The 24,359-nt window shown below is 65.1% G+C and carries 23 protein-coding genes; 8 read left to right on the top strand and 15 right to left on the bottom strand.

Annotated elements, in window-relative coordinates:
* The first annotated feature begins 71 nt into the window (after positions 1-71).
* Entirely contained in the window at positions 72-1,865 is a 1,794-nt protein-coding gene (locus tag VK792_RS11605; protein WP_326297657.1) for an aminopeptidase P family protein, read from the top strand.
* A 42-nt stretch (positions 1,866-1,907) separates the two neighbouring features.
* Entirely contained in the window at positions 1,908-2,252 is a 345-nt protein-coding gene (locus VK792_RS11610; RefSeq protein ID WP_326297658.1) for a DUF427 domain-containing protein, read from the top strand.
* A gap of 162 nt (positions 2,253-2,414) precedes the next feature.
* On the opposite strand, the gene trxC is transcribed toward VK792_RS11610, so the two are convergent.
* From trxC to parA, 5 genes are all read right to left on the bottom strand, one after another.
* Entirely contained in the window at positions 2,415-2,843 is a 429-nt protein-coding gene (gene trxC, locus VK792_RS11615) for a thioredoxin TrxC (protein ID WP_326297659.1), read from the bottom strand.
* 96 nt (positions 2,844-2,939) lie between these two features.
* Positions 2,940-3,347 carry a universal stress protein gene (locus VK792_RS11620; protein ID WP_326297660.1) on the bottom strand — a complete coding sequence of 136 codons (408 nt, stop codon included), beginning with the start codon at positions 3,345-3,347 and terminating at the stop codon, positions 2,940-2,942.
* A 75-nt stretch (positions 3,348-3,422) separates the two neighbouring features.
* Positions 3,423-3,740, bottom strand: a complete 318-nt coding sequence (locus VK792_RS11625; RefSeq protein WP_326297661.1) for an antibiotic biosynthesis monooxygenase family protein — start codon at positions 3,738-3,740, stop codon at positions 3,423-3,425.
* Between the two features lie 98 nt (positions 3,741-3,838).
* Complete coding sequence (locus VK792_RS11630) at positions 3,839-4,681, bottom strand: DUF6206 family protein (protein ID WP_326297662.1); 843 nt, start codon at positions 4,679-4,681, stop codon at positions 3,839-3,841.
* A 21-nt stretch (positions 4,682-4,702) separates the two neighbouring features.
* Positions 4,703-5,344 (bottom strand): ParA family partition ATPase, encoded by a 642-nt coding sequence (gene parA / locus VK792_RS11635; protein WP_326297663.1) that lies wholly within the window; start codon positions 5,342-5,344, stop codon positions 4,703-4,705.
* 151 nt (positions 5,345-5,495) lie between these two features.
* Between parA and VK792_RS11640 the strand changes: the two genes are divergently transcribed.
* The gene (locus VK792_RS11640) at positions 5,496-6,152 is read left to right on the top strand and encodes a hypothetical protein (RefSeq protein WP_326297664.1); all 657 of its coding nucleotides are present in this window, start codon (positions 5,496-5,498) and stop codon (positions 6,150-6,152) included.
* A gap of 9 nt (positions 6,153-6,161) precedes the next feature.
* On the top strand, positions 6,162-6,644 hold the full coding sequence (locus VK792_RS11645) for a HugZ family pyridoxamine 5'-phosphate oxidase (RefSeq protein WP_326297665.1): 483 nt from the start codon (positions 6,162-6,164) through the stop codon (positions 6,642-6,644).
* Positions 6,645-6,683: 39 nt separating this feature from the next.
* Here VK792_RS11645 and VK792_RS11650 read toward each other — a convergent pair whose 3' ends face one another.
* Positions 6,684-8,969 (bottom strand): glycosyl hydrolase family 28-related protein, encoded by a 2,286-nt coding sequence (locus VK792_RS11650; protein ID WP_326297666.1) that lies wholly within the window; start codon positions 8,967-8,969, stop codon positions 6,684-6,686.
* A 144-nt stretch (positions 8,970-9,113) separates the two neighbouring features.
* The gene (locus tag VK792_RS11655) at positions 9,114-9,515 is read right to left on the bottom strand and encodes a DUF4864 domain-containing protein (RefSeq protein WP_326297667.1); all 402 of its coding nucleotides are present in this window, start codon (positions 9,513-9,515) and stop codon (positions 9,114-9,116) included.
* 488 nt (positions 9,516-10,003) lie between these two features.
* On the opposite strand from VK792_RS11655, the gene ettA reads away from it, so the two are divergent.
* Complete coding sequence (gene ettA, locus VK792_RS11660) at positions 10,004-11,659, top strand: energy-dependent translational throttle protein EttA (protein ID WP_326297668.1); 1,656 nt, start codon at positions 10,004-10,006, stop codon at positions 11,657-11,659.
* Positions 11,660-11,739: 80 nt separating this feature from the next.
* Here ettA and VK792_RS11665 read toward each other — a convergent pair whose 3' ends face one another.
* Positions 11,740-12,213, bottom strand: coding sequence for a DUF2938 domain-containing protein (locus VK792_RS11665; protein ID WP_326297669.1), 474 nt, complete (start codon positions 12,211-12,213; stop codon positions 11,740-11,742).
* 205 nt (positions 12,214-12,418) lie between these two features.
* Between VK792_RS11665 and VK792_RS11670 the strand changes: the two genes are divergently transcribed.
* Entirely contained in the window at positions 12,419-12,625 is a 207-nt protein-coding gene (locus tag VK792_RS11670) for a cold-shock protein (protein WP_326297670.1), read from the top strand.
* A gap of 71 nt (positions 12,626-12,696) precedes the next feature.
* Here the strand turns inward: VK792_RS11670 and VK792_RS11675 are convergent, their stop codons facing one another.
* Entirely contained in the window at positions 12,697-12,900 is a 204-nt protein-coding gene (locus VK792_RS11675) for a YgaP family membrane protein (RefSeq protein ID WP_326297671.1), read from the bottom strand.
* 147 nt (positions 12,901-13,047) lie between these two features.
* Between VK792_RS11675 and VK792_RS11680 the strand changes: the two genes are divergently transcribed.
* The gene (locus tag VK792_RS11680; RefSeq protein ID WP_326297672.1) at positions 13,048-14,001 is read left to right on the top strand and encodes a 1-phosphofructokinase family hexose kinase; all 954 of its coding nucleotides are present in this window, start codon (positions 13,048-13,050) and stop codon (positions 13,999-14,001) included.
* A 6-nt stretch (positions 14,002-14,007) separates the two neighbouring features.
* On the opposite strand, the gene VK792_RS11685 is transcribed toward VK792_RS11680, so the two are convergent.
* Complete coding sequence (locus VK792_RS11685) at positions 14,008-15,540, bottom strand: hypothetical protein (RefSeq protein WP_326297674.1); 1,533 nt, start codon at positions 15,538-15,540, stop codon at positions 14,008-14,010.
* A gap of 48 nt (positions 15,541-15,588) precedes the next feature.
* Positions 15,589-17,277, bottom strand: coding sequence for a chloride channel protein (locus tag VK792_RS11690; RefSeq protein WP_435404844.1), 1,689 nt, complete (start codon positions 17,275-17,277; stop codon positions 15,589-15,591).
* A gap of 79 nt (positions 17,278-17,356) precedes the next feature.
* Here VK792_RS11690 and VK792_RS11695 point away from each other — a divergent pair, with 79 nt between their 5' ends.
* Positions 17,357-18,730 carry an FAD-binding oxidoreductase gene (locus VK792_RS11695; protein WP_326297676.1) on the top strand — a complete coding sequence of 458 codons (1,374 nt, stop codon included), beginning with the start codon at positions 17,357-17,359 and terminating at the stop codon, positions 18,728-18,730.
* Positions 18,731-18,856: 126 nt separating this feature from the next.
* Here VK792_RS11695 and recN read toward each other — a convergent pair whose 3' ends face one another.
* From recN to ftsZ, 4 genes are all read right to left on the bottom strand, one after another.
* Positions 18,857-20,515: a DNA repair protein RecN gene (gene recN / locus VK792_RS11700; RefSeq protein WP_326297677.1), complete on the bottom strand. Its 1,659-nt coding sequence runs from the start codon at positions 20,513-20,515 to the stop codon at positions 18,857-18,859.
* 39 nt (positions 20,516-20,554) lie between these two features.
* Positions 20,555-21,415, bottom strand: coding sequence for an outer membrane protein assembly factor BamD (locus VK792_RS11705; RefSeq protein WP_326297678.1), 861 nt, complete (start codon positions 21,413-21,415; stop codon positions 20,555-20,557).
* Between the two features lie 119 nt (positions 21,416-21,534).
* On the bottom strand, positions 21,535-22,458 hold the full coding sequence (lpxC, locus tag VK792_RS11710; protein WP_326297679.1) for a UDP-3-O-acyl-N-acetylglucosamine deacetylase: 924 nt from the start codon (positions 22,456-22,458) through the stop codon (positions 21,535-21,537).
* A gap of 225 nt (positions 22,459-22,683) precedes the next feature.
* Positions 22,684-24,273, bottom strand: coding sequence for a cell division protein FtsZ (gene ftsZ, locus VK792_RS11715; RefSeq protein ID WP_326297680.1), 1,590 nt, complete (start codon positions 24,271-24,273; stop codon positions 22,684-22,686).
* Positions 24,274-24,359: the final 86 nt, after the last annotated feature.

Consider the following 24,359-nt stretch of genomic DNA (forward strand, 5'->3'; position numbering starts at 1 on the left):
CCCGGCTGGGGGGCGCTGCCCCCCAGACCCCCCGAGGTATTTTCAAAACCAATGACAAGGGAGCGCGCGCGATGTTCCAGACATTCGATGAGACGGCCAACCCCGCGCAGGGGCCGGCGCGGCTGGCCGCGCTGCGCGACGAGATGGCGCGCGAGGCGCTGGACGGGTTCGTGGTGCCGCGGGCCGATGCCCACCAGGGCGAATACGTGGCCCCCTGTGACGACCGCCTGGCGTGGCTGACCGGGTTCACCGGGTCGGCCGGGTGGTGCGTGGCGCTTGCCGACCGGGCCGGGGTGTTCGTCGACGGGCGGTACCGGGTGCAGGTGCGCGCGCAGGTGGCCGACGACTTTACCCCGGTGGATTGGCCCGAAGTGTCGCTGGGCGGATGGCTGGCGGGTGCGTTGGCGGAGGGCCGGCGCGTCGGGTTCGATCCGTGGCTGATCACGCCGCGCCAGCTGCGCGAAATCCAGGCCCAGGCCCCGGGGCTGTTGTTCGCACGGGTGCCGAACCTGGTGGACCGGATCTGGCAAGACCGGCCCGCGCCGCCGTTGGGCGCGGTGTTCGAGCAGCCGGTGGAGCTGACCGGCGAGGCCCGCGAATCGAAGATCGCCCGGCTGGCCGAGGGGCTGGGCGGGGCCCGCCATGCGGTTCTTACCCTGCCCGATTCGATTGCCTGGCTGCTGAACATCCGGGGCGCCGACATTCCGCGCAATCCGGTGGCCCACGGGTTTGCCCTGTTGTCGGACGGGGGCACGGTGACGCTGTTCATGGAGCCCGCCAAGCTGGTGGGCGTCGATCTTGGGCCGCGGGTGACGGTGGCTGCGCCGGACGGGTTCCTGCCTGCGCTCGCCCGGCTGGAGGGGCCGGTTCAGGTTGATCCGGCCAGCGTGCCGGTGGCGGTGGTCGACGCGCTGGACGCTGCGGGTATTGCTGTGATCGACGGCGATGACCCCTGCGCCCTGCCGAAGTCCTGCAAGACCGCGGTCGAGATCGAGGGGACGCGCGCGGCGCATCTGCGCGATGCGGCGGCGATGGTGCGGTTCCTGGCCTGGCTGGATGCGCAGCCCGCCGGCAGCCTGACCGAGATCGACGTGGTCACCCGGCTGGAAGCGGAGCGCCGCGCCACCAATGCGCTGCGCGACATCAGTTTCGAGACCATCAGCGGGACCGGCGCCAATGGGGCCATCGTGCATTATCGCGTCACCGAAAAGACCAACGCCCGGGTCGAGGATGGCCAGTTGCTGCTGGTGGATTCGGGCGGCCAATATGTCGATGGCACCACCGACATCACCCGCACCGTCGCGGTGGGCACGGTCGGCGACGAAGAGCGCACATGCTTTACCCGGGTGTTGCAGGGCATGATCGCGATCTCGCGGTTGCGCTGGCCCGCGGGGCTGGCCGGGCGTGACATGGACGTGCTGGCACGGACCGAGCTGTGGCGCGCCGGGCTGGACTATGGCCATGGCACCGGGCATGGTGTGGGCAGCTATCTGTGCGTGCACGAAGGGCCGCAGCGGCTGGCGCGGACGGGCACGGTGCCGTTTCAGCGTGGGATGATCCTGTCGAATGAACCGGGGTTCTACCGCGAGGGGCGTTTCGGGATCCGGATCGAAAACCTGATCGTGGTGCAGGAGGCGCCGCCGCTTCCGGGCCAGACGGTCGCGAACATGCTGGAATTTGAAACCCTGACCTGGGTTCCGATTGACCGCCGCCTGATCGTCACCGGACTGCTGACCGCTGCGGAACGGGACTGGATCGACAGCTATCACGCCGAGGTCGAGGCCCGCGTTGGACCTCTGGTCGAGGGTGCGGCAAGAGAGTGGCTTGCGCAGGCCTGTGCAGCTTTGCAAAAAGAACAGCGATGACACGTGCCGGACGACTGGCCCGGAACCAAGGGAAGGACCGACATGCCGAAACATCTGAAGATCCGGCCAGCTGCCGGAAAATGGGTTGTGCGTGCTGGTGGCGCCGTGATGGGCGAAAGCGCTGCCGCACTGGAACTGATCGAAGGCGACCGCACACCGGTGATCTATTTCCCGCGTGAAGACATGGGGATGGCGTTCCTGGAACCCAGCGAGCAGACCACCAATTGTCCGCACAAGGGCGTGGCGACGTATTTTTCCATCGTGACCAAGTCGAAGACGCTGGAAAACGCCGCCTGGTCTTATGAAGCGCCGACAGAGGACGCCTCTGAAATCAAGGGCTACCTGGCGTTTTATACCGGCCCGGACGTGACGGTGGAGCAGCTGTAAAAGGCCGACGACCGGAAAATCCGGCGACCCATACGCAGCCCCGGTTCGGAACCGGGGCTGTTTTTTCGTGACCTCTACGGGTTGATGCGGGCCCCCGCAGACCCCGCGCGACAGGCGCAAGGCCCATCTGCAAAGCCTTCATACCCGGCCCGGGCGCGGGCCTTAGCCGCGGGTCGAGAATTCGACGATCTTGGCGGCGGGCATAGCACCGGACTGGCGCGCGGCTTCGCGGCCGCCCTTGAAACGGATCATCGTCGGAATTCCGCGAATGCCATAGGCCTGACCGGCGGCAGGCTGATCTTCGGTGTTGAGCTTGGCCAGGCGCACGCGGCCCTTCAGTTCCCCGGCGGCCTTGGAAAATTCCGGTGCCATCATCCGGCAGGGGCCGCACCACGGCGCCCAGAAATCCACGACCAGCGGAATATCGTCGGACCGGGCGGCCTTTTGCAGGGTCGCAAGGTCGATTTCCATCGCCTTGCCGGGCATCAGCGCTGCGCCGCATGTGCCGCATTTGGGACCGGCGTCCAGCTTGTCGCTGGGCACGCGGTTGACCTGACCACAGGACAGGCACGTGAGTTTGGAACCGGACATCGGGTCCTCCATCATATCACAATTTTGGCATATGTAGGATGCGGGCCAGCGCGCCGCAAGGGGCGCCGCCCCGGCAACGGGACGGCGCAAGACCTGTCAGCGCAGGACGTGGACCGCGCAATTGGCATGGCGAACCACCTTGGCCGCGGTCGACCCCAACAGCAGGTCGCCCATGCCCGGGCGGTGCGACGCGATCACGATGCAGTCGATGCCGTTTTCCTCGGCATAGTCCAGAATGGTACGCCCGGAATGGCCTTCCACCAGCACACCGGTGCCGTGGTCCAGCCGCGCGGCCAGCTTGTCGAGTTCTTCCTGAACCGCCTTGCGTGACTGTTCGCGGAAATCCGGCGGAACATAGGAAATCGCGTAGCCGGGGACATGTTCCATAACGTGCAGCAAAGTGATCTGCCCGTCGGAATCGGCCAGCTTGCGGGCCACGTTCATGGCGGCTTCGGCCTTGGCGTCGTCGTCGAACGCGATCGGAACCAGAACATTCTTATACATGAGGTTCTCCTTTTCCTCTCCTGACCCGAAGTCTGCGCCTGTTGGCGGCCCCGCGCCTTGATCCCTGTCAGATCGTCAGAAAACCGCCGCCACGTCGTACATCACCGGCTCGAAGCTGCGGCACATGCCGTTGATTACACGGTTGCGTTCGCGCATCACATCAGACCGCAGCATGGCCTGGTAATCTTCGCGCTTTTCCCACTGGGAATAGTTTGCGATGCGGGTCTGGGCATCGTTCACATGCAGCCCGGCCGAAATGAATCCCGGCTGTTTTGAAATGAACACCTCGTAGGCGTCGGTTAGCAGGTCCAGCAAGTCCTGACACGTGCCGGGGGTGGTTTCAAAGGTGGTCAGAACGGTCTGGCACTTGGCGGGATGGGTGATGGTCGGCATCTGACGGGTCCTCCTGTATCTGGCGCCAGCATGGCACGAATTTCCCGCCTGTCCAAAGGTTTGTAACCGCGCAGGCCAAGGCCGGCCCGCAATCGGGATCAGACGTTGGGTTCACCTTGCAGGCCCAGGATCTTGCGAAACCCGGTCCAGTAGCCCGGCAGCCGCGGCGGGGCGGACATGCCGGCCAGCGCCTCGTCCGCCCAGCGCGGCATCGACGTTTCGGCAAAGCCCCGACCCCAGTCAAGATAGGCCTGCGCATCGTCGGGCCGCAACCGACAGGCAGAGCCCACCAACCCAACCAGCGTTTCCGGCGCCGAATACCATTCGTCCTGAATGCCGGTGACCTTCTTTTGCAGGAACGGGCCGACCACGCGCATCAGGCGTTTTTCGGAAAATTGCAGCAGCATCCGGCCCATTTCGTCGCGGCTGTAATGGATCAGCGGCGGAAAGCTGTCGAAAAACACCGCGCGCCCGTCGACGATGGCAAAGTTGCGGATCGACGGGTGAAAGCCGATCCGGGTTTCGAACTGGTCGGCATTGTTCCAGAAGGTGGCGATGACATCGCCCGCCGCCTGCATATAGGCCAGCGTTTCGTCCAGCGTGCCGCGCTGCATCAGCGGGCGCATCATGGTGTCGGCCGGCAACGCCTGTTGCACGATGACAGGAATGCGGCTGCCGCCGATATCCAGCAGGGTGATTTCCGTTTCCGGCATCGGCACACCGGTCTTGACCAGCGCGGCGACGTATTCGTCATGGTATCGCACCAGCCGGTCCAGCGCCTGCGCGTCGGGCAAGCCGCGATAGACCTTGATCACCCTGTCGGAAAACGGGCCGGACGTCGGGCGGAACGGGGCGCAGAAATAGCCCAGTTTCGAAATCGGCGCGCCGCGGGTGGCGGCATCGGATTGGATCAAAGCGCGCAGAGCGTCGTGGTCAAGCATGGCGGGACTCCTTGGCCCCCTTTAGCCTGCCTGAAGATGCTGCGCTACCTCTGCCGTCAAGGCGGCGACCTCGTCGCGTGCCGGCGTCCGCGCGCCTTCGGACGCACCGCGCCCCTTGCCCAGCGCTTCGGCATAGATCACGCGGTTGGCAAATTGCGCGGTGGCGACCATCGCGTCCAGCTTGGCGGCGGCCTCGGCCACCTCTTGCGACAAACGGGTGCCGGGACGGCCCCGGTTCAGCACGATCAGCGCCGGCTTGCCTTCGCGTTCGGCCAGATCCAGCACGCCTTCGGTGGCCCAAAGGTCCACCTGGCTGGTGGCAACCGGCACGACAACCAGATCGGCCACCCGCAGCGCCGGGCGCAGGTCGCTGTCGGCCTTGGGCGGCGTGTCGACGATCACCACGTCGAACCGATCCGAAAGCTTGCGGCATTCATAGGAAATCCCCCAGGCCGAGGAGGTGGTGAATTCCAGCCCGTCGACCAGCAGCGGGTCGGCTTCCGCCCGCGTCATGAACCAGCGGCCAAGGCTGCCCTGCGGGTCGATGTCCACCAACGCGACGGATTTGCCGGCTTGCAGAAAGCCAACAGCCAGATTGGCAGCCAACGTTGTCTTGCCCGAACCGCCCTTTTGCTGGGCCACGGTGATGACGGAACCTGTCATGGTACTCTCCCTGAGTCGCCCCACCTTACCACGTCATTTTGCAGGTGCAGCATGACTTGCATCAGAACCGGGCACCATACGCGATTAAGCCCGGTTAACGCCGCGTTTACCATCTTTTGCCACGGTTTTCGGGGCAAACGCGGAGGCCGAGGTGTTCAGACTGATCGGGATGTTGTGCCTGTTGGCGGGATCGTTGCAGGCCGGGGCCTGGCCACGCGACCGCGGAACCGGATTTGCCAGCTTGGCCGGACGGCTGACATGGCCCGGCGATCTGTCCTCGGCGCGGCCGGAACTGGGCTATCAGACGGCCTATGCCGAATATGGCCTGACGGATCGGCTGACCGGCGGGCTGGATCTGGGGCGCTCTGTTTCGGGAGATCTGAAATTGATCGGGTTCCTGCGCTATCCCCTGCGCGAGCGGGGCAACTGGCGGTCGGCGGTGGAACTGGGGGTCGGCCAGATCGACGGCGAACCGGTGCTCCGCCCGGGGCTGTCGCTGGGGCGCGGCACGCGGAACGCCCATGGCTATGGCTGGCTGTCGGTCGATACCGTCGCTGAATACGGGCTGCGCAGCAAGGCAATCGACTGGAAACTGGACGCGACCCATGGCTTTGCCCTGCCCCGCGACCGCAAGCTGATCGTGCAGATCCAGACCGGATTGCCCGCCGGGCGCAGCGCCTTTGCCCGCCTGGCACCATCGTTGGTGTTTCCCTTGGGAAAACGGTTCAGCGCAGAGGCCGGGCTGACCATCGGGCTTGCCGGGGACAGCGGGATCGGCATGATGATCGGACTGTGGAGCGATTTCTGAAAGACCGCGATGACCAAAGACCCGTTTCAGCCCGCAGATGACGACGCCCGGGCATTGGCGCGCGGCCTGATCGCGGCTGCCCGCTTTGCCGCACTGGGGGTGATCGACCCGGAAACCGGTGGCCCGATGGTCAGCCGCATTGCCGTGGCCCCCGACTGGACGGGCGGCTTGTTGGGGCTGGTGTCGGACCTGTCGCACCACACCGCGGCGCTGAAATCCAACCCGGCGTTTTCGCTGCTGGTGGGGGAACCGGGCGACAAGGGCGACCCGCTGACCCACCCGCGCCTGACGGTAACGGGTCGGGTTGAGTTTGTCCGCCACGGCGCACCAGACCACGCCGCGCTGGCGCAGATGATCACGACGCACCAACCCAAGACCAAGCTTTACATCGGCTTTGCCGATTTCTCGATCCTGCGGTTCGTGGCGGACAGGGCCTTGCTGAACGGTGGGTTCGGCAAGGCGTATCGGCTGTCCGCCACGGATCTGGCATGAAACGCCCGGCGCGTCCGGCGCGCCGGGACACCGACGGACCTACAGGTCGCAGCGCACCGTCACGTTGACATCGCCGCGCACAGCCGTCGGCCAGATCAGGTGGACAAGGTTGTTGCCCGGCCCTTCTCCGGTCAGCGTGTAGGGCATGTCGTATTTGCCCACGTTCGCACTGTTCTTGATCTTGCCCCGTGCAACCACGGCTTCGACGTTCAGCGACCGGCTGTTGAACGGCAACCGGCTGTCGGTATCGACCACCCAGGTCGTCGCCTCCGAGTTCTGATCATGCGCCACCAGCAGCGGGTTCTTGGCGGCATATTCAATGTTGTGGAACGTGTTGCCGACAAAGTCGATCTTGCGCATCTTCGTCATGTCGAGATTGGCAAAACTGGTGTCGACCCGTTCGACCCGGTTGATCGTGCCTTGCGTGCAACGAAACGAATTGCCCGACACGTTCAACCCGTTGACAAAGTGACCGGTGCCGTAGGGCTTGATCGCCAGAAAGGCGAACCAAGGCGCGGTGTTCGAACACAGGAAAACGTTGCCGGTGATCGTCAGCCCGGCAAACCCGAAGCCGCCGGTATAATCGGGCTCGGGCTCGCGTTCGTTGGTCCATTCGATGTGGCAATTGTCGATGTAGTTGCCCGAGATGGTCGAGTTGCACGCCCGCAGCGTCAATACGATCCCCGCTGAGCGCACCCCGTTGGTGGCCGAATCCCCCTGGAAAAAATGGTTGCCCGTGATCATCTGGAACGCCCCGCTCAGCACCGCGAAGTGGCGGAACTGGGTGGCGCGGTTGTCGCGGATCTTCACGTCGTTGGAATTGGCGGTGATCGCGACGCTCTGACGGTTCTGGGTCAGATCGCCGTTTTCGGCGCTGATGAACTTGCATCGGTCCACCAGCATCCCCTGACAACCTTCGCCGTGCGAGGTCAGGCCGCGATGACCGGGCCGGTTGATGACACTGTCGCGCAAGTGAAAAATGCCGCCATTGGGGGCCAGCAGAATGCCCGATGCCAGCCCGTTGCACTGCAACTCGATATCGGCGATCTCGAAATCCTGAAGCGAGTCGAAGCCGCTGAAATCCAGCATGAACTTGAACCGGGTGAAGGTGTAGTTCTGCGTGCCGATGGCATCCGACAGCGGCTGCGACAGTGTTACCGTCTGCGCGGCCACGTTCTTGTCTTTGACATATATCTCGCGCCCCACACCCGAGGCCTGCACCAACGACCCGATCTGGATATTGGCGACGTTGGCGACATTTGTCAGCCGGGTGGAATTGCTGGCCGAATAGCTGGCCTGGCTGGTCACCGTCACCGGCGCCCAGTTTCCGCTGTCCTCGGCCCGCAACTGGCCGTTGCGCAGCACGCGCCGCTGGGCATAGCTGGTGCGGTTCGGCACCGCCGCCTGCAGGTCGATCGGGCCATGGATCGACACCCGCCGCCCCGACAGATCCAGCCCTTCATGGTCGGAATTGTTCAGCAACGCCTGGAACGCCTTGCGAAAGGCCAGTTCTTCATTCTTGAACGCATCGATATAGGTCGCCAGTTCGAAATCCTGCGCCGCGATCAGGATGGCGCTGTCGGGCATCGTCACTGTGCCCTCGAACCGGACATGGTTGTCAAAGGTCACATCCTGGTTCAGCCGATAGGTGCCCTTGGACACCAGGACCGTGCGGCCGTTGGCGGCCGAGTCGGCGGCATTGAACGCGCCGCTGTCATCGGTCACCCCGTCGCCCACAGCGCCAAAATCGCGCACATCGACAATGTCCATCATGTTGCGCAGGAACACGCTGGTGATGTCCTCGATCACGATGTCGTCGATCCGCACGACACCCCCGTTGGCCCCGGTCAGATCCAGCCCGAAATGGCCGAAATCCGGTTCGCGCCCCCAGAACATGTCAACCCCGGTGCGCTTGCCCGGCCCGATGATCGCGGCGATCTCGACCACCTCGCCATAGCTGGTCAGCGCCACCGAGGGTCCGACCTCGGCCAGCCCGTTGACATGGCCGCCCCCCGCACGCCCGGCCCAACCGGCAATGCGGACCGAAGGCAGCGCCCCGGACACCGCCTTGATCCGTGCGCGCACCCGCAGGTAACAGCCCTCCAGCATCGGGGTTTCGACCATGTAGCGTAGCCTTTGCACACTGTCGGTCTTTTGCAGTTCAAGGCAACCGCCGAAGTCCTGATCGGACGGCACGAAAGCCGCCGTCGCCAGCCCGGCATAGGTGTCCGACCCGGGCGTTCCGTCCTGTCGCGACCAGACGGACAGGCCGGCGGAAAACGGTGTGGGCATCAGGACCACGCCATCGGTGATTTCTTTGTTCATCGGTATTCCCCTTTGCGCCAAGGCCGGCCAGATCGGCCCAGCCTTCTGGCAAGACACGCGTTTCTTGGGCCAGACCCAGCCGGCCCCTGCGCAAGGAGAGTGAGGAGGATTTGGTTAAGAACCGGTCAGACCACCGCGCGGTGGTCAGGCGGACAGATCCGGCGCGGGCAACATCTGCACCGCATCTATGCGCCAATCGCCATCGGTCTGGATCATCCGGTAATCCAGGGCGTGCAACGCGCCGTCGGCATCCTGCACGATCACTTTCTGCCACAGGACACCGTTGATTTCGCGCAACTCGCCAAAGGTGAATGACTTGGGCCGCCAAACCATCGGATAGCCTTCGCGCACCATCGAACCAAATCGGTCCGGCGTTCGGAAAAACCCGCGAATCCCGGGGCTTGCATAGGTAAACGCCCGATCGACATCGTCCGCCAGAAAGGCCTCCATCTGGTTGGAAATCGTCGCCTCGATGCCGGGTGCGGCGCTGTCTTGCGCCCAGACGGGACGGGCAAGAAGCATCAGAACGATCAAGATCACGCGCATGGCATATCCTCCGGCTGCATATGCAAAAGATAGCGCGGCACGCCAGACTGTCAAAATCGCGGGATCAGACGAACGAAAACCGGGGCGCGCACGCCCCGGTTCCCAAAAGCAAGGACACACGGTCCTGGGGAAGCACTCGTTAACTCACCGTGATGCCCGGGCGGTTGGGAAAAGCGGGACGGTGGGGACCGACCTTTGCAACCCGGGCAGGGCAACGGAAACCTTCGAACGACACCTGGTCGGGGACCGACCATGCGCACGATTTTGTTCACCTCACCTGACGCTTAAGTGCATCATGCGTCACCATCGGTCAACAGAATTGTTTCGAATTCCGGCAAAATACCCAGTCGCCCCGGTGCATTACCCCACCTCGTGGAAAATGCCGCGGGCCGGTGACTGCGGTCGCTGTCACCGCCATTTGGGGTTTGCGCACCGACGCTCAGATCAGTATGTCAGCCCAGACAGTCAACACCGCACAGGGAAAGACCATGGCTTCTTATCAGTATGTCTATCACATGCAGGGCGTCTCCAAGACCTACCCCGGTGGCAAGAAGTGTTTCGAGAACATCCACCTGTCGTTCCTGCCCGGCGTCAAGATCGGTGTCGTCGGTGTCAACGGCGCCGGTAAATCGACCCTGATGAAGATCATGGCCGGGATCGACAAGGATTTTACCGGCGAAGCCTGGGCGGCAGAGGGGGCCAAGGTCGGCTACCTGCCGCAGGAACCGAAGCTGGATGAAACGCTCAATGTCCGGGACAATGTGATGCTGGGCGTGGCCGAGAAAAAGGCCATCCTCGACAAGTACAACGAACTGGCGATGAACTATTCCGACGAAACCGCCGACGAGATGGCCAAGCTGCAAGACCAGATCGACGCCGAGAACCTGTGGGACCTCGACAGCCAGATCGACGTCGCGATGGAAGCCCTGCGCTGCCCGCCCGACGACGCCGAAGTCAGCACCCTGTCCGGCGGGGAACGCCGCCGCGTCGCGCTGTGCAAGCTGCTGCTGGAAGCGCCCGACATGCTGCTTCTGGACGAACCGACCAACCACCTCGACGCCGAAACCATCGCCTGGCTGCAAAACCATCTGATCGACTACAAGGGCACGATCCTTGTCGTCACCCACGACCGCTACTTCCTCGATGACATCACCGGCTGGATCCTCGAACTCGACCGGGGTCGCGGCATCCCCTACGAAGGCAACTATTCCAGCTGGCTGGAACAGAAGGCCAAGCGGCTGGAACAGGAAGCCCGCGAAGACAAGGCCAAGCAAAAGACGCTGGAACGCGAACTGGAATGGATGCGGCAAGGCCAAAAGGCGCGTCAGGCCAAATCCAAGGCCCGGATCGCAGCCTACGAGGAAATGGCAGGCCAGTCCGAACGCGAAAAGGTCGGTCGCGCCCAGATCATCATCCCCAACGGCCCGCGCCTTGGCGGCAAGGTGATCGAGGTCGAGGGCCTGAAAAAGGCCATGGGCGACAAGCTCTTGATTGAAAACCTCGATTTCGCCCTGCCCCCGGGCGGCATCGTCGGTGTGATCGGCCCGAACGGCGCCGGTAAATCCACTCTGTTCAAGATGCTGACCGGCCAGGAACAGCCCGACGAAGGCGCCATCACCTATGGCGATACCGTACAGCTGTCCTATGTCGATCAGTCGCGCGACGACTTGAACGCTGATGACACCGTGTGGGAGGCCATCACCGGCGGCGCCGAGATCATCCAGTTGGGTGACGCGCAGGTCAACAGCCGTGCCTATTGCTCGTCGTTCAACTTCAAGGGCGGCGACCAGCAGAAAAAGGTGGGCCTTCTGTCAGGCGGTGAACGCAACCGCGTGCACATGGCCCGCCTGCTGAAATCCGGCGGCAACGTGCTGCTGCTCGACGAACCGACCAACGATCTTGACGTCGAAACCCTGCGCGCCCTGGAAGACGCGCTGGTCGATTTCGCCGGCTGCGCCGTGGTCATCTCGCACGATCGTTTCTTCCTCGACCGGATTTGTACCCATATCCTGGCCTTCGAGGGCGAGGCGCATGTCGAATGGTTCGAAGGCAACTTCGAAGACTATGAAGAAGACAAGAAACGCCGCCTGGGTGCCGACGCGCTGGAACCAAAGCGGGTGAAGTTCAAGAAATTCGTGCGCTAAGCGCAGCCGCTGCAACGCAGGACAAGGAAAGGCCGGTCCCCCTTTGGGCACCGGCCTTTTTCATGGCGCTACGCCCGGGGTCACACCACCAGCGCCGTCAGCCACATCCCCAGCGCAAACACCGTGTGCGCGATCAGCCCCATTGCCCGGCCCGTCCAGGGGCGCTCGACACGTGACAAGGCCCAGCCCAGCCCCATCCCGGGGTGCAGCAGGAACCAGCCGCCGGCTATCGTGACAATCCCCCAGATCCAGACCTTCCAGAACACCGGGTCGGAAAACCACCCGATGCCCACGATCAGCGCGAACATCGCGCCATAGATCACGCCCACGCCGTAGTGCAGCAGCCATCCCAGCGCGACTTCGCCAGTCACCGGCGCGGCCTGGGCGATGTCATCGTGAAACACGCGACCGCGGAACAGGTGCCCCAGCCATCGCCCCGGATTGCCCCAGTTCGGCAGCGGCTGTCCGCCCAGCCGGTTCAGAATCACCGCCCAGAGATCCATCGCCAAAGTCCCCCCGGCACCGATCACCGCACCCAACCAGATCAGAGTCATTGTGGTCCTCCTGCGCCACGCACCATGGCCGAAAGACTTCAGTTTCGCAAACAGACGCTTGCCTCGACTCAGCAAATCTGCGATACGGCCCGCGCTACGTTACCACTATCGCCTACCTGTCTCCCTTACGGCTACAGCGCACGATCTTGCTGACTTCGCCGGGCCGCTGCACTTCCGCGAGCGGCAAAACCAAGGAGATACGGATATGGCCACTGGCACCGTGAAATGGTTCAACACCACCAAAGGCTTCGGCTTCATCGCACCTGACGAAGGCGGCAAGGACGTTTTCGTCCACATTTCGGCAGTCGAGCGTTCGGGCCTGACCGGCCTGCAGGACAACCAGAAGGTGACCTACGAGCTGCAAGCCGGCCGTGACGGCCGCGAAAGCGCCGTGAACCTGGAACTGGCCTGAGCCACCCGCCCGCATCTGCGGGCACAGGATTGAACACACAGCCGGCGGATCGCTCCGCCGGCTGTTTCCGTTCAGTTGAACGCGCAGCCGGCCTTGATGCCGAACAGGCGGAAAATGCTGGCTGCCGGGCAGAAACCGGTGATCGACGACTGGATCATGTTGAACCCGATAAAGACGGTGAACCACACGAAATAGGGCGACACCCACACGGTCAGCACCACCGACAGCAGCGTCATCACGCCTGCGAACATCATCACGGCACGGTCGAGAGTCATTTTGGCATTCCTTGGTTGCGGGAACACGCCCTCTGCGCGTTCCATTCGAAAACAAGAATATAACACCTTTGCCCCCTTCGCAAATGCGCGCCTTGCCGCTGGCGCGCCGATCTGCAACTTTCGGGCGTCCGCAACAAAGATGCTGCCATGCCCCGGATTCTGACCGTTACGCTGAACCCCGCGATCGACATTTCGACCAGCGCCGAGACTGTCCGGCCAGAGGACAAGCTGCGCTGCGCCCCCCCGGTGCTGGATGCAGGTGGCGGCGGCACCAACGTGGCCCGCGCCATTGCGCACCTTGGCGGACAGGCACAGGCCTTTGTGGCCGTGGCAGGGTTTCATGGGGCGCAATTCGTCGAACTGCTGCGCAATGACGGGGTCGACCCGGTGATTTTCGAAACCCACGGGGAAACCCGGCAAAGCCTCGCGGTGATCGACCGCGCGACCGGTCAGCAATACCGGTTCGTCATGCCGGGCCCGGACTGGACGCAGGACACCGCCGACGCCGCGCTTGATGCAATCGACGCCGCCACGCCCCATGGCGGGGTGGTGGTGCTGTCCGGCAGCCAGCCCCCCGGCGTGCCAGAGGATTTCCCGCCACGGCTTGCCGGGCGGGTCGAGGCGCGCAACGCCACGCTCGTACTGGACACCTCTGGCCCGGCCATGCAGGCGCTGATGCAAAGCGGGGCGCTGACGCGCCATGTGCTGCGGCTGGACCAGGCAGAAAGCGAGGAACTGGCCGGCAAGCCCCTGAGAACGATGGACGAGCTGGCCTCTTTCGCTCGCCATCTTGTCACCCGCAACGTCGCCGGAACCGTGATCCTTGCGCTGGGGGCCGAAGGCTCGGTTCTGGCCAATTCGGCAGGCTGCTGGCACGCCGTGACGCCGCCGGTTCCGGTGCGCAGCAAGGTGGGGGCGGGCGACAGTTTCGTCGGGGCCTTCACGCTGGCCCTGTCACAAGGCCTGCCCCCCGAACAGGCGCTGCGCCACGGCGTTGCCGCCGCCAGCGCCGCAGTGATGAGCGACGCCACCGACCTCTGCGTCAAGGCCGATGTCGACCGGCTTCTTGACAGTTGCGCCTTGCAACACCTGCCCTGCTGACCCTCGTCACTTGTAACACCCAAGGTGCACGCCATTGAAATCGACGCTGCAGGCGATGGTCGAAATCGCGTCCTTTTGCGCCTGCGTCAGCCGGTCAGAGCTGACCGGCGCCTCGATCCGTACGGTCGCGGCCCGGTTTCCGTACAAAAAGCCCAGCCAGTAGTAACTGCTGCCATTGCTGCGGTCGTCGCCGGTGCGGACGAACTTTTCGGGCTTGGTATAGGCATAGCCGACCTCGGTACCGCCGGCCCCGGCCAGCAGCGCATCGAACAGGGCGCGGTTGCCCACCCGTTCGACCACCCGCAGGCCCTGCCCTTCGTAGCTGCGGCTGCGGTCGGTTTCGACCGACAGGCGCACCGGCCAGGGTGTGGTGTGCGTCGGCAGGCTCGTCCCCGGCAGGTCGCCCCGTTCGCGCCGGATCTCGGGCAGCAGCCCGGTCAGGCTGTCCAGCGGCAAGCCCCCGGGCATCAGCACATGGTTCAGCGCCCCGGTGCCCAGTGACACGAAATTATCCGTCGCCCGCCCGCCGCGATAGCCCAGCGACGACCAGCCGCCATCCACCGGATTCTTGAACGTCAGCAACGGGATGTGCCGGTCCGACACGGCCTCCCACCGATAAAGCGCCACGCTTTGCACCGGCGCGCGCGCCCCGGACACCGGCACGCCGCAGCCCGATACGTTCAGCGGGCGATCGTCGGACGGCAGCAGGTAAACCTCGGTGCCATCCTCTGCCGTGACCCGGCCCAGATCGGACGGCCCGACGGGATCGGGGTCCGACACCGCCACGCCGTAGTGCAGCGCGTAAAGCCGGGCACAGACCTGCGCCAGTTGCGCGGTCCAGTCGCCGCCCACCCGCGCGGGCGCAAAATCCGGCAGCCGGGTGCGGGTCGCGAACAGCTCTGCCGGGGTATCGACCAGGTAAAGCTCTTCCGCGCCCATCCGAATGATCCGGTCCAGCACCAACTTGTCCACGTTGAACCGCGTCAGGTTTTCCACGATATCGGCAATCGACAGGCGCAGCCCGGTCAACAGCGCTTCAAGCTTGCCCCGCTGAATCGCCTGTTCCACCACTGCTGGCGGAAAATAGGGTGAATGGAACCCCAGCCGCGCGCCGGGCTCGATGCTGCGGTCGATATAGCGGCCGATGCCGCCAGTGGGCCAGAACGCGGTGCCGCCCAAGAACGCCATCGCGCAGGCCGACAGGCATTCGTCACCGCTTTCCACCACCGTCGCCACGATGTCGCGGCGGAACAGGTCGGCCAGCGCCACGCCTTCGGCATAGCTGCCGCCCGGGCTGTTCAGCGACAGCACGACCGCTGGCCCACCGGTGCCCGCCTCGGTGCAGGCCGGCCCGGCGCAGCGCCCGATATCGGCCCAGACCCGCGCAAATTTTTCAGCGTCGCCCTTGATGATCGGCCCGTCCAGACGCAAGTGCGGCACCGGGCTTTCCGCGCTGTATCGGTATGACACCAGCCGGATCTCTGCCGCGCCCGCCGCCGCCGCGCAAAATGCCAGGATCACTGCCAGCAGTCGTGCCATGTGGTTTCCCCCGTCGATGGCACAGCATGGCACGCCCCGGTGGTCAGGTCAGCTATGTTCTTCCTCTGCCGTCGCTGCAAGCGCCCGGTTATAGGCCTTCAACGCATCCAGGTGGAACAGCGCGCCCTGCAGGACCGGCGCATCGTCCTCCCCGGTCAAGGTGACCACCGGCAGGAACGCCACCCCGGATCTGTCGAACAGTGGCAGCGCCGTTTCCAGCGTTGCGGTGGTCTGCACATACAGCCCCTGCTCGATCATCGCCACGCAGGCCGCCTCGTCCGCCGCGCCGTCGTCGGTGGGCCGGCGCATGACCCCCTGAACCCGGAACATCGCCAGAAGATAGGCCTGCGGCCCGGCGGCAAGGTGGACGTTGCGGCGTTCCAACTGGGTCAGGAACAGCGACCGATCGACCAGACGCGACGCCAGCGCCGTGGACAATGACACCGACACCATCACCGCCAGTCCGGTCTGCCAGTCGCCGGTCAGTTCGAACACGATCAGAGTGGTCGAGATCGGTGCGCCCAGCACCGCCGCCGCCACCGCACCCATCCCCGCCAGCGCATAGAGCGTTTCCGACCCCGAAACCGTAGGCAACAGCCCCGTCGCGATCAGGCCAAAGGCCAGCCCGGTCAACGCGCCCAGCATCAGCGACGGCGAAAACACCCCGCCGCCCATGCGCCCGCCCAGCGTGATCGACACGGCGACGACCTTGAGCACCGCAAAGACCAGCGCCTCGCGCAGCACCAGTTCGCCCGTCAACGCAAGCGAGGTGGTTTCATACCCCACCCCGATGATATGCGGAAAGCCGATCGCCAGCGCCCCCAGCATCAGCCCGGCCACCGCCGGGCGCAGCCAGTGCGGCAGGTTCAAGCGCTTCTGCACCGTGTTGGCAATGTCTTCCGACCAGAACAGCGCCCGCATCATCAGCACGGCCACCAACCCGCAGACCAGACCAAGGATCAGGAAGGCGGGCAGTTCCAGGTAGAACTGCAAGGCGCCGTTTCCGGGCAGCCGAAATTCGGTCACGTCGCCAAAGGTCAGCCGGTTGATCACCGTGCCGGCGGCCGAGGCAACGACGATGGGCGCAAAGGCGTGCAGCGCGAAGTGGCGCAACACCACCTCCAACGCGAACAACGCCCCCGCGATGGGCGCGTTGAAACTGGCCGAAACGGCGGCGGCCACCGCACAGCCCAACAGGTCGCGCCCGGTGATCCCGTCGACCCGCAACAGGTTCGACACCCAACTGGCAATCATCGCGGCGATATGCACCACCGGCCCTTCGCGCCCCGACGACCCGCCGGTCGACAGCGTGATCCACGAACACAGGGCCGAGGCGATGCCGGCCCGTTTCTCGACCCGGCCATCGTTCAGCGCCGCGCCCTCGATCACGTCGGCCACGGTGCGCACCCGGCCATCGGGGGTAAAGAAATGCAGGATCACCCCAACCGCGATGCCGCCGCACACCGGGATCAGCAACACGAAATACCACGGCAGGGTGCCCGCGAAACTGGCCAGCCGGTTGACGTCGGGCGTGCCATAGACGGTGGCCTGCAACCAGGTGATCGCCATGCGAAAGATCACCGCGGCAAAGCCCGCGGCGATGCCCACCGCCAGCGCGATGAACCAGAACTGGATCTGGCTGGGCCCGCGATGGCGCAGCAGATCCCAGCCGCGCAGGAAACTGGCTTTCATCTCCTGCCATTGCTGGCGCAGAACGCTTGGATTGGATTCGGCCATGCCCTCGCCCGAAGATATCTTTCGCCTGCTGCCCCCAGCGGCTAAGTTGCCCGCCGTACCGCCAAGGAGACCCGGCCCAATGTCCATCCCTGCCGCGCTTGAGGCGCTTTCGTCATTGTTAAAGGACCGGCTCGTGCGGTCCAAGTCCGATCTGGACCTGCATGGCCGGTCAGAGACCCATTTCGCGCCCTGCCCGCCCGATGCCGTGGCCTATCCACAAACCACCGAGGAGGTGGCGGCGCTGATGCGCATCTGCACCGAACAGGGCTGCCCGGTGGTGGGCTGGGGCGCGGGCACCTCGCTCGAGGCGCAGGCGCTGGCGATCCGCGGCGGCGTGGTGGTCGATTTCGCCCGCATGAACAAGGTGCTGGAAATCCGGCCCGAGGACATGGATTGCACCGTGCAGCCCGGCATCACCCGCGAGGCGCTGAACGTGGACCTGCGCGCGACGGGGCTGTTCTTTCCGGTCGATCCCGGAGCCAATGCCAGCATCGGCGGCATGGCCATGACCCGTGCCAGCGGCACCACGGCGGTGCGCTATGGCACGATGCGCGACAACGTTCTGGGGCTCGAGGCGGTGCTGGCCGATGGCCGCGTGATCCGCACTGGGACGCGGGCGCGCAAATCCTCGGCCGGCTATGACCTGACGGGGTTGCTGGTCGGCTCGGAAGGCACGCTGGGGCTGATCACCGAACTGACCCTGCGCCTGCAGGGCCAGCCCGAGGCGGTCAGCTCCGGCGTCTGCGCCTTCGACCGGATCGAGGACGCGGTCGCGGCGGTGATGGAAACCATCCAGATGGGCATTCCCATGGCGCGGATCGAATTCGTCGATGCGGCGGCGGCGGCGGCCTTCAACGCCTATGCCGGGGACACGCTGCCCGAATGCCCGCACCTGATGATCGAATTCCACGGCTCTGACGCCGGGGTCGCCGAACAGGCCCGACGGTTCGGAGAGATCGCGGACGAGCACAACGGCAAGGGCTTTCGCTGGTCGTCGCTGGAAGAGGACCGGCGCGCGCTTTGGGCGATGCGGCACAACGGGTATTACGCGATCCTGGCGTCGAAACGCGGGGCACAGGCGCTGGTCACCGATATCTGCGTGCCGATCTCCCGGCTGGCGCAGGCGGTCGAGGAAACCCGCGCCGATATCGCCGCCTCGATCATCCCCGGACCGATCCTGGGCCATGTCGGCGACGGCAATTTCCACGCCATCCTGCTGGTCGACCCGGAACGCCCCGAAGAACTGGACGAAGCGAAACGGCTGTCGCACCGGATGGTGGAACGTGCGCTGACGCTGGGCGGCACCGCGACCGGGGAACATGGCGTGGGCGTTGGAAAGCTGGATTACATGGCGCGCGAACACGGCCAGGCCTGGGACGTGATGGGCGAGATCAAGCGCGCGCTGGACCCGCAAGGCATCCTGAACCCCGGAAAGCTGGTGCGGGGAAACTGAGGGGTTTCGGATCGGCGGTGCCGATCCGACCGGCGCGGCTGCGCCGCGTTTGGGGGCTCTGCCCCCAAACCCCCGAGGTATTTGGAAAACCAAAGACGGGACTGGGGGGCTTTCGGGGCCAGCAGGTCAGGGTTTCGGGGTCACAAGGGCGCGGGCGGCGGCGCGGGCCTCTGGCGTGATCGTGTCGCCGGCAAGCATACGGGCCAGTTCGGTTTCACGGTCTTCGGGATCGAGCGGCGTGACCGTCGAGGTGGTGACATCATCCACGACGCGCTTTTCCACGCGCCAGTGGTGATCGCCCAAAGCGGCCACCTGCGGCGAATGGGTGACGACCAGGACCTGCCCGCCGCTTGCCAGCGCCGACAGGCGACGGCCCACGGCATCGGCGGTGGCACCACCGACGCCGCGGTCGATTTCGTCGAAGATCATCGTCAGCGCAGTATCGCGGGTCTGCGCCAGGCAGACCTTCAGCGCCAGCAGGAAACGGCTGAGTTCGCCGCCCGAGGCGATCTTGTTCAGCGGGCCGGCCGGGGCGCCGGGGTTGGTGGCGACGGTAAAGGCCACCGTGTCGCGGCCCGACGGGCCGGCGGGGCCTTCGGTGACCTGGGTTTCGAACAGCGCGCGGTCCATTTTCAGCGGGGCGAGTTCGGCGGAAACCGCCGCGTCCAGCCGTTTCGCGGCGCCGTGACGCGCGGCGGTCAGCGCTGCGGCCGCGCTGTCATAGGCAGCCTCGGCCCGCGACAGGTCGCTGCGCAGCCGGGCCAGATCGGCATCACCCGCATCGAGCGCGGCGAGCCGGGCGCGCAGCGTGTCGGCCAGCGCCGCCAGTTCGTCCGGGGCGACCTGGTGCTTGCGGGCAAGGCCACGGATCGCGAACAGCCGCTCCTCGGCCAGTTCGAGCGCGCCGGGGTCGAACTGCAGCCCGTCCAGGCAGCGCTCTGCCTCTGACAGGGCCTCTCCGAGTTCGGTCATGGCGCGGTCAAGCGCGGCCAGCGCGCCGTCCAGCTGCCCTTCGGCCCGGTCGGCCACGCCGTCCAGCCAGCGCAGCGCGTCGCCCATGGCGCCCTCGGCGCCTTCGGTGCCCAGGGCCTGGCAGGCGCGGGCGATATCATCCTGGATACGTTCGGCCTGCTGCATCAGCCGACGGCGGGCGTCGAGCTCTTGTTCCTCGCCCGGTTGCGGGTCGAGCGTGTCAAGTTCCCTGACCGCGTGGCGCAGGAAATCTTCCTCGGCGCGCACGGCGTCCAGCCCGGTCTGCGCCGCCTGCAACGCCTTGCGCGCGGCCTGGGCGGTGTCCCAGGCGCTGCGGCAGGCGGCGCGTTCCGCGTCGATGCCGGCATAGGTGTCGAGGATGTCGCGGTGTCCCTTCGGGTCCAGCAGGCCCCGGTCGTCATGCTGCCCGTGCAGTTCGACCAGGACGTCCGACAGAGCGCGCAGCACGTCACCGGAGCAGCGACGGTCGTTGACCCAGGCGGTCTTGCGCCCGTCAGGGGTATTCACCCGGCGCAGGATCAGTTCGTCGCCCGCGGGCAGGCCTGCCTCGGCCAGGACCGCGTGCGCGGGATGGTCGGCCGCCAGTTCGAAGACCGCCGTCACCTCGCCCTGCGTGGCGCCCTTGCGGACCAGTTCGGCCCGGCCGCGCCAGCCCAGAACGAAGCCCAGCGAGTCGAGCAGGATCGACTTGCCCGCCCCGGTTTCCCCGGTCAGCACGTTCAGACCCGGCTGAAACGCAAGGTCCAGCCGGTCGATGATCAGCATGTCATGAATTTCTAGCGCCCGCAGCATGGGTTCACGCAGGGTGGGGGATCGCCCCACCGCCCCCTTTTACAACCACTTGCCCTTGACCATCTGGCGATAGATCTGCGCCAGCCAGTTGTCGCCCGCCGCCTTCAGTTCCAGCCCGCGCCCGGTCAACAGCTTGTAGCTGTCCTGGTACCAGTCGGTGGACTGGTAGTTGTAGCCCAGGATCGCGCCCGCTGTCTGCGCCTCGTCGGTGAGGCCCAGCGAAAGATAGGCTTCGACCAGCCGGTGCAGCGCCTCGGCGGTGTGGGTGGTGGTCTGGAAATCCTCGACCACGACGCGGAACCGGTTGATCGCCGCGCCATAGTGCTGGCGACGCAGGTAGTAGCGCCCGATTTCCATTTCCTTGGCTGCCAGATGGTCGAACGCCAGGTCGAACTTCAGGATCGACGACCGCGCGTATTCACTGTCGGGATATCGTTCGATCACCGTGCGAAGCGCCTGCAACGCCTGAAAGGTCAGACCCTGGTCGCGGCCCACTTCCTCGATCTGGTCGTAGTAGCTGAGCGCCAGAAGATACTGGGCATAGGCCGCGTCATCCTCAGCAGGGTAAAAGTCGATATACCGCTGTGCCGAGCCGCGGCTGTTGTCGTAGTCGCGATCCTGGTGATAGGCGTAGGCCTGCATGATCAGCGCGCGTTTGGCCCAGTCCGAATAGGGGTAAAGGCGTTCGATTTCCGAAAAGAAATACGCCGCCCGATCGGGCTTGCCGCGGTTCAGTTCGTATTCGCCACGTTCGAAGATCTGCTCGGCGGTGAAATTTTCCATCGGGACGCCGCCGGGGCCGAATCCCTCACGTTCACCCAAGGTGCCATTACATCCGGCCAGAAATGCCGTGATCAGAACCGCCCCGATCAGCGCTTTTCGCGATCCGACGCCTGCCATGCTTGCCCACCCTCAAGATTCCGTTGGCCCGAAAACAGGCCGCTTCCCATGGTCCTAGCACAGAAATTTCCGGGGCAAAACGCCTTAACGCTAGATATTGTGTGTCCAGTTCAGCGCAGTCAGGCGACCTGCGGAATCTCGCCACGATGAACGCCCGCTCCGGGCAGGCGCGCGGCCTGCGCCGCGTCGCATTCGGTGATGCGGAAGGCCCCAGGCGTGGCAAAAAGCTTGCGCAGCAAGGTGTTGGTCATGGCATGGCCGGCGCGGTGGCCGTCGTAATGGCCAAGGATCGGCAGGCCGGCCAGCGCCAGATCCCCCAGCGCGTCCAGCATCTTGTGGCGGACGGGTTCGTCATCGTGGCGCAAGCCGCCCGGGCTTGCGATGCGGTCGCCATCGAACACCACGGCGTTTTCGCCGGGTTTGCCGCCCAGAGCAAGGCCATGCGCCTGCATCGTGTCGACATCGGCCTGACGGCAGAACGTGCGGCTGTCACACAATTCGCGGACAAACGCGCCGTTTGACAGGTCCAGCGTCTTTTGCTGGGTGCCAATGGCGGCGTCGGGAAAGCTGATATGGAACGCCATCGTCAGGCCCAGCCCCGGCGACAAGCGGGCAAAGCCGGCATCGGTTTCGACCTCGACCGGCATCAGGATTTCCAGCGCGCGCACGCGGGCGTCCTGCGTGCGCAGGCCGCGTTGCAGAAAACTGCGGACAAAGGGAACGGCGCTGCCGTCGAGGATCGGAACCTCGGGGCCATCGATTTCGATCAGGGCGTTGTGAATGCCACACCCGGCCAGCGCCGCCATCAGGTGTTCAATGGTCGAGACAGAGGCCCCCGCCCCATTGACGATGCGGGTGCAGAGCGGAGAGCGGTCGACCACGTCCCAACGTGCCGGGATCAGGTTGTCCCCGACCAGGATATCGCTGCGTTTGAACCAGATTCCATGATTGTCCGCGGCAGGGTGCACAACCAGGCGCGCGGGCGCGCCGGAATGCAGGCCAATCCCCTGGAAGGTCACCGAAGAACGTAGTGTCGTCTGCAAATTTTCATCCCCAATCGGTTCGGGCACAGCGGCCCGATCCAAGCTAACCTTGCTTACCCAAGCCGGTCCGGGGGCTCAAATCACTCTTTGTAACCATGTGAAACAACCGCTTGGAACGCGTCGGCAGAATATTGCCAGTTTCTTAACGCGTCCCACCAAGGCATTGGTTACAAAAAGAAAAAGCCCCCTTCGAAAAGGGGGCTTCTTGCAACAATTGACGCGTCGTCAGTTCGCTTGGCGCCGCAGGAACGCGGGAATTTCGATGCGCTCCTGATCCGGGTCAGCGGCCTCTTCCGGCATCGGCCTGGGGGCCTGCGGCGCCCCGCCGGCCAGCGGCTGGCGGCGTTGAACCGGGGCTTCCTGGCCGTGACCGGTCATCCGGCCGATCAGCGAGTTGATCCCGAAACGCGGGCGATCGGCCTCGACCTCGGCCGGTTCCGGCTCTGCCTGCGGGGTGGTCCGGGCGCGGGTTGCAGCCGCCTGCAGACGCGCCATGGCCTGCGCCGACGGCGTTCCCGGTGCCGGGGCGCGCGGGGCTACGAAGGCTTCGGGCTCTGCTTCGATCGGGGTTTCCGGCGCGGGCTGATAGGCCGGCGGCGGAAGGTCGTCGTCACGCACGGTCTCGGTGTAGTGATGGGCCGCGGCTTCGCGCTGTGCGGCGATGAACGGCGGCAGGTCTTCGGCCTCGTCCACGGGCGCCGCTTCCATCGCGTCCAGCAGGCTGGGCTCTTCCACCGGGGCCTGGGCAACCGCCGTTTCAGGCTGCACCACTTCGGGTTCTGCCATCACGGGGGCTTTCAGCGGTTCTCGCAACGACCGGCGCGGCACCGGGATTTCCGTGTGCACGTCTGCGGCGTCGATCCCGGTCGCGACCACGCTGACGCGCATCACGCCTTCCATCGCATCATCCATGGTCGAGCCGACGATGATGTTGGCATCCGGGTCAACCTCTTCGCGAATGCGGTTCGCCGCCTCGTCCAGTTCGAACAGGGTCAGGTCACTGCCGCCGGTGATATTGATCAGCACGCCCTTGGCACCGCGCAGGCTGATTTCGTCCAGCAGCGGGTTGGCGATGGCTTTTTCAGCGGCCTGGATGGCACGATCTTCGCCTTCGGCTTCGCCGGTGCCCATCATGGCCTTGCCCATCTCGTCCATCACCGCGCGCACGTCCGCGAAGTCAAGGTTGATCAGACCCGGACGCACCATCAGGTCGGTCACGCCCTTGACGCCCTGGTACAGAACGTCGTCGGCCATGCTGAACGCCTCGGTGAAGGTCGTCTTTTCGTTGGCCAGCCGGAACAGGTTCTGGTTCGGAATGATGATCAGCGTATCGACGACGCGCTGCAGCGCCTCGACGCCGTCCTCGGCCTGACGCATGCGCTTGGCGCCTTCGAACTGGAACGGCTTGGTCACGACACCCACGGTCAGGACACCCAGTTCGCGGGCGGCCTGCGCGATGATCGGGGCCGCGCCGGTGCCGGTACCACCGCCCATCCCGGCGGTGATAAAGCACATGTGCGCGCCGGCCAAGTGATCAACGATCTGTTCGATGCTTTCTTCGGCCGCGGCCGCCCCGACACTGGCACGGGCGCCCGCGCCCAGCCCTTCGGTGACCTTGATGCCAAGCTGAACCTTGTTGGTGGCCTTGCCTTGTTGCAGCGCCTGTGCGTCGGTGTTCGCGACGACGAAATCCACGCCCTCAAGGTTCTTGTCGATCATGTTGTTGACGGCATTGCCGCCTGCACCGCCTACACCAAACACAGTGATACGCGGCTTGAGTTCTTCGTGCCCGGGCACCGAAAGATTCAAAGTCATCGAATACGTCCGCCTGTCGCTATTTCGGCCCGTTATCGGACCTTTCTCCGCCTATTCCCCCAAGTATTACCGATCCAACCCCGCCG

This window comes from Mesobacterium hydrothermale (assembly GCF_035818635.1).
GTDB lineage: Bacteria > Pseudomonadota > Alphaproteobacteria > Rhodobacterales > Rhodobacteraceae > Mesobacterium_A > Mesobacterium_A hydrothermale.

What these genes read in the sequence shown, in the direction of transcription:
- ftsZ (WP_326297680.1), bottom strand. Translation starts at nt 24,273, where the DNA reads ATGACTTTGAATCTTTCGGTGCCCGGGCACGAAGAACTCAAGCCGCGT.
- recN (WP_326297677.1), bottom strand. Translation starts at nt 20,515, where the DNA reads ATGCTGCGGGCGCTAGAAATTCATGACATGCTGATCATCGACCGGCTG.
- VK792_RS11655 (WP_326297667.1), bottom strand. Translation starts at nt 9,515, where the DNA reads ATGCGCGTGATCTTGATCGTTCTGATGCTTCTTGCCCGTCCCGTCTGG.
- VK792_RS11665 (WP_326297669.1), bottom strand. Translation starts at nt 12,213, where the DNA reads ATGACTCTGATCTGGTTGGGTGCGGTGATCGGTGCCGGGGGGACTTTG.
- parA (WP_326297663.1), bottom strand. Translation starts at nt 5,344, where the DNA reads ATGACAGGTTCCGTCATCACCGTGGCCCAGCAAAAGGGCGGTTCGGGC.
- VK792_RS11690 (WP_435404844.1), bottom strand. Translation starts at nt 17,277, where the DNA reads ATGGCCGAATCCAATCCAAGCGTTCTGCGCCAGCAATGGCAGGAGATG.
- VK792_RS11680 (WP_326297672.1), top strand. Translation starts at nt 13,048, where the DNA reads ATGCCCCGGATTCTGACCGTTACGCTGAACCCCGCGATCGACATTTCG.
- VK792_RS11650 (WP_326297666.1), bottom strand. Translation starts at nt 8,969, where the DNA reads ATGAACAAAGAAATCACCGATGGCGTGGTCCTGATGCCCACACCGTTT.
- VK792_RS11645 (WP_326297665.1), top strand. Translation starts at nt 6,162, where the DNA reads ATGACCAAAGACCCGTTTCAGCCCGCAGATGACGACGCCCGGGCATTG.
- trxC (WP_326297659.1), bottom strand. Translation starts at nt 2,843, where the DNA reads ATGTCCGGTTCCAAACTCACGTGCCTGTCCTGTGGTCAGGTCAACCGC.
- VK792_RS11625 (WP_326297661.1), bottom strand. Translation starts at nt 3,740, where the DNA reads ATGCCGACCATCACCCATCCCGCCAAGTGCCAGACCGTTCTGACCACC.
- ettA (WP_326297668.1), top strand. Translation starts at nt 10,004, where the DNA reads ATGGCTTCTTATCAGTATGTCTATCACATGCAGGGCGTCTCCAAGACC.
- VK792_RS11670 (WP_326297670.1), top strand. Translation starts at nt 12,419, where the DNA reads ATGGCCACTGGCACCGTGAAATGGTTCAACACCACCAAAGGCTTCGGC.
- VK792_RS11675 (WP_326297671.1), bottom strand. Translation starts at nt 12,900, where the DNA reads ATGACTCTCGACCGTGCCGTGATGATGTTCGCAGGCGTGATGACGCTG.
- VK792_RS11685 (WP_326297674.1), bottom strand. Translation starts at nt 15,540, where the DNA reads ATGGCACGACTGCTGGCAGTGATCCTGGCATTTTGCGCGGCGGCGGCG.
- VK792_RS11705 (WP_326297678.1), bottom strand. Translation starts at nt 21,415, where the DNA reads ATGGCAGGCGTCGGATCGCGAAAAGCGCTGATCGGGGCGGTTCTGATC.
- VK792_RS11610 (WP_326297658.1), top strand. Translation starts at nt 1,908, where the DNA reads ATGCCGAAACATCTGAAGATCCGGCCAGCTGCCGGAAAATGGGTTGTG.
- VK792_RS11620 (WP_326297660.1), bottom strand. Translation starts at nt 3,347, where the DNA reads ATGTATAAGAATGTTCTGGTTCCGATCGCGTTCGACGACGACGCCAAG.
- VK792_RS11695 (WP_326297676.1), top strand. Translation starts at nt 17,357, where the DNA reads ATGTCCATCCCTGCCGCGCTTGAGGCGCTTTCGTCATTGTTAAAGGAC.
- VK792_RS11605 (WP_326297657.1), top strand. Translation starts at nt 72, where the DNA reads ATGTTCCAGACATTCGATGAGACGGCCAACCCCGCGCAGGGGCCGGCG.
- VK792_RS11630 (WP_326297662.1), bottom strand. Translation starts at nt 4,681, where the DNA reads ATGCTTGACCACGACGCTCTGCGCGCTTTGATCCAATCCGATGCCGCC.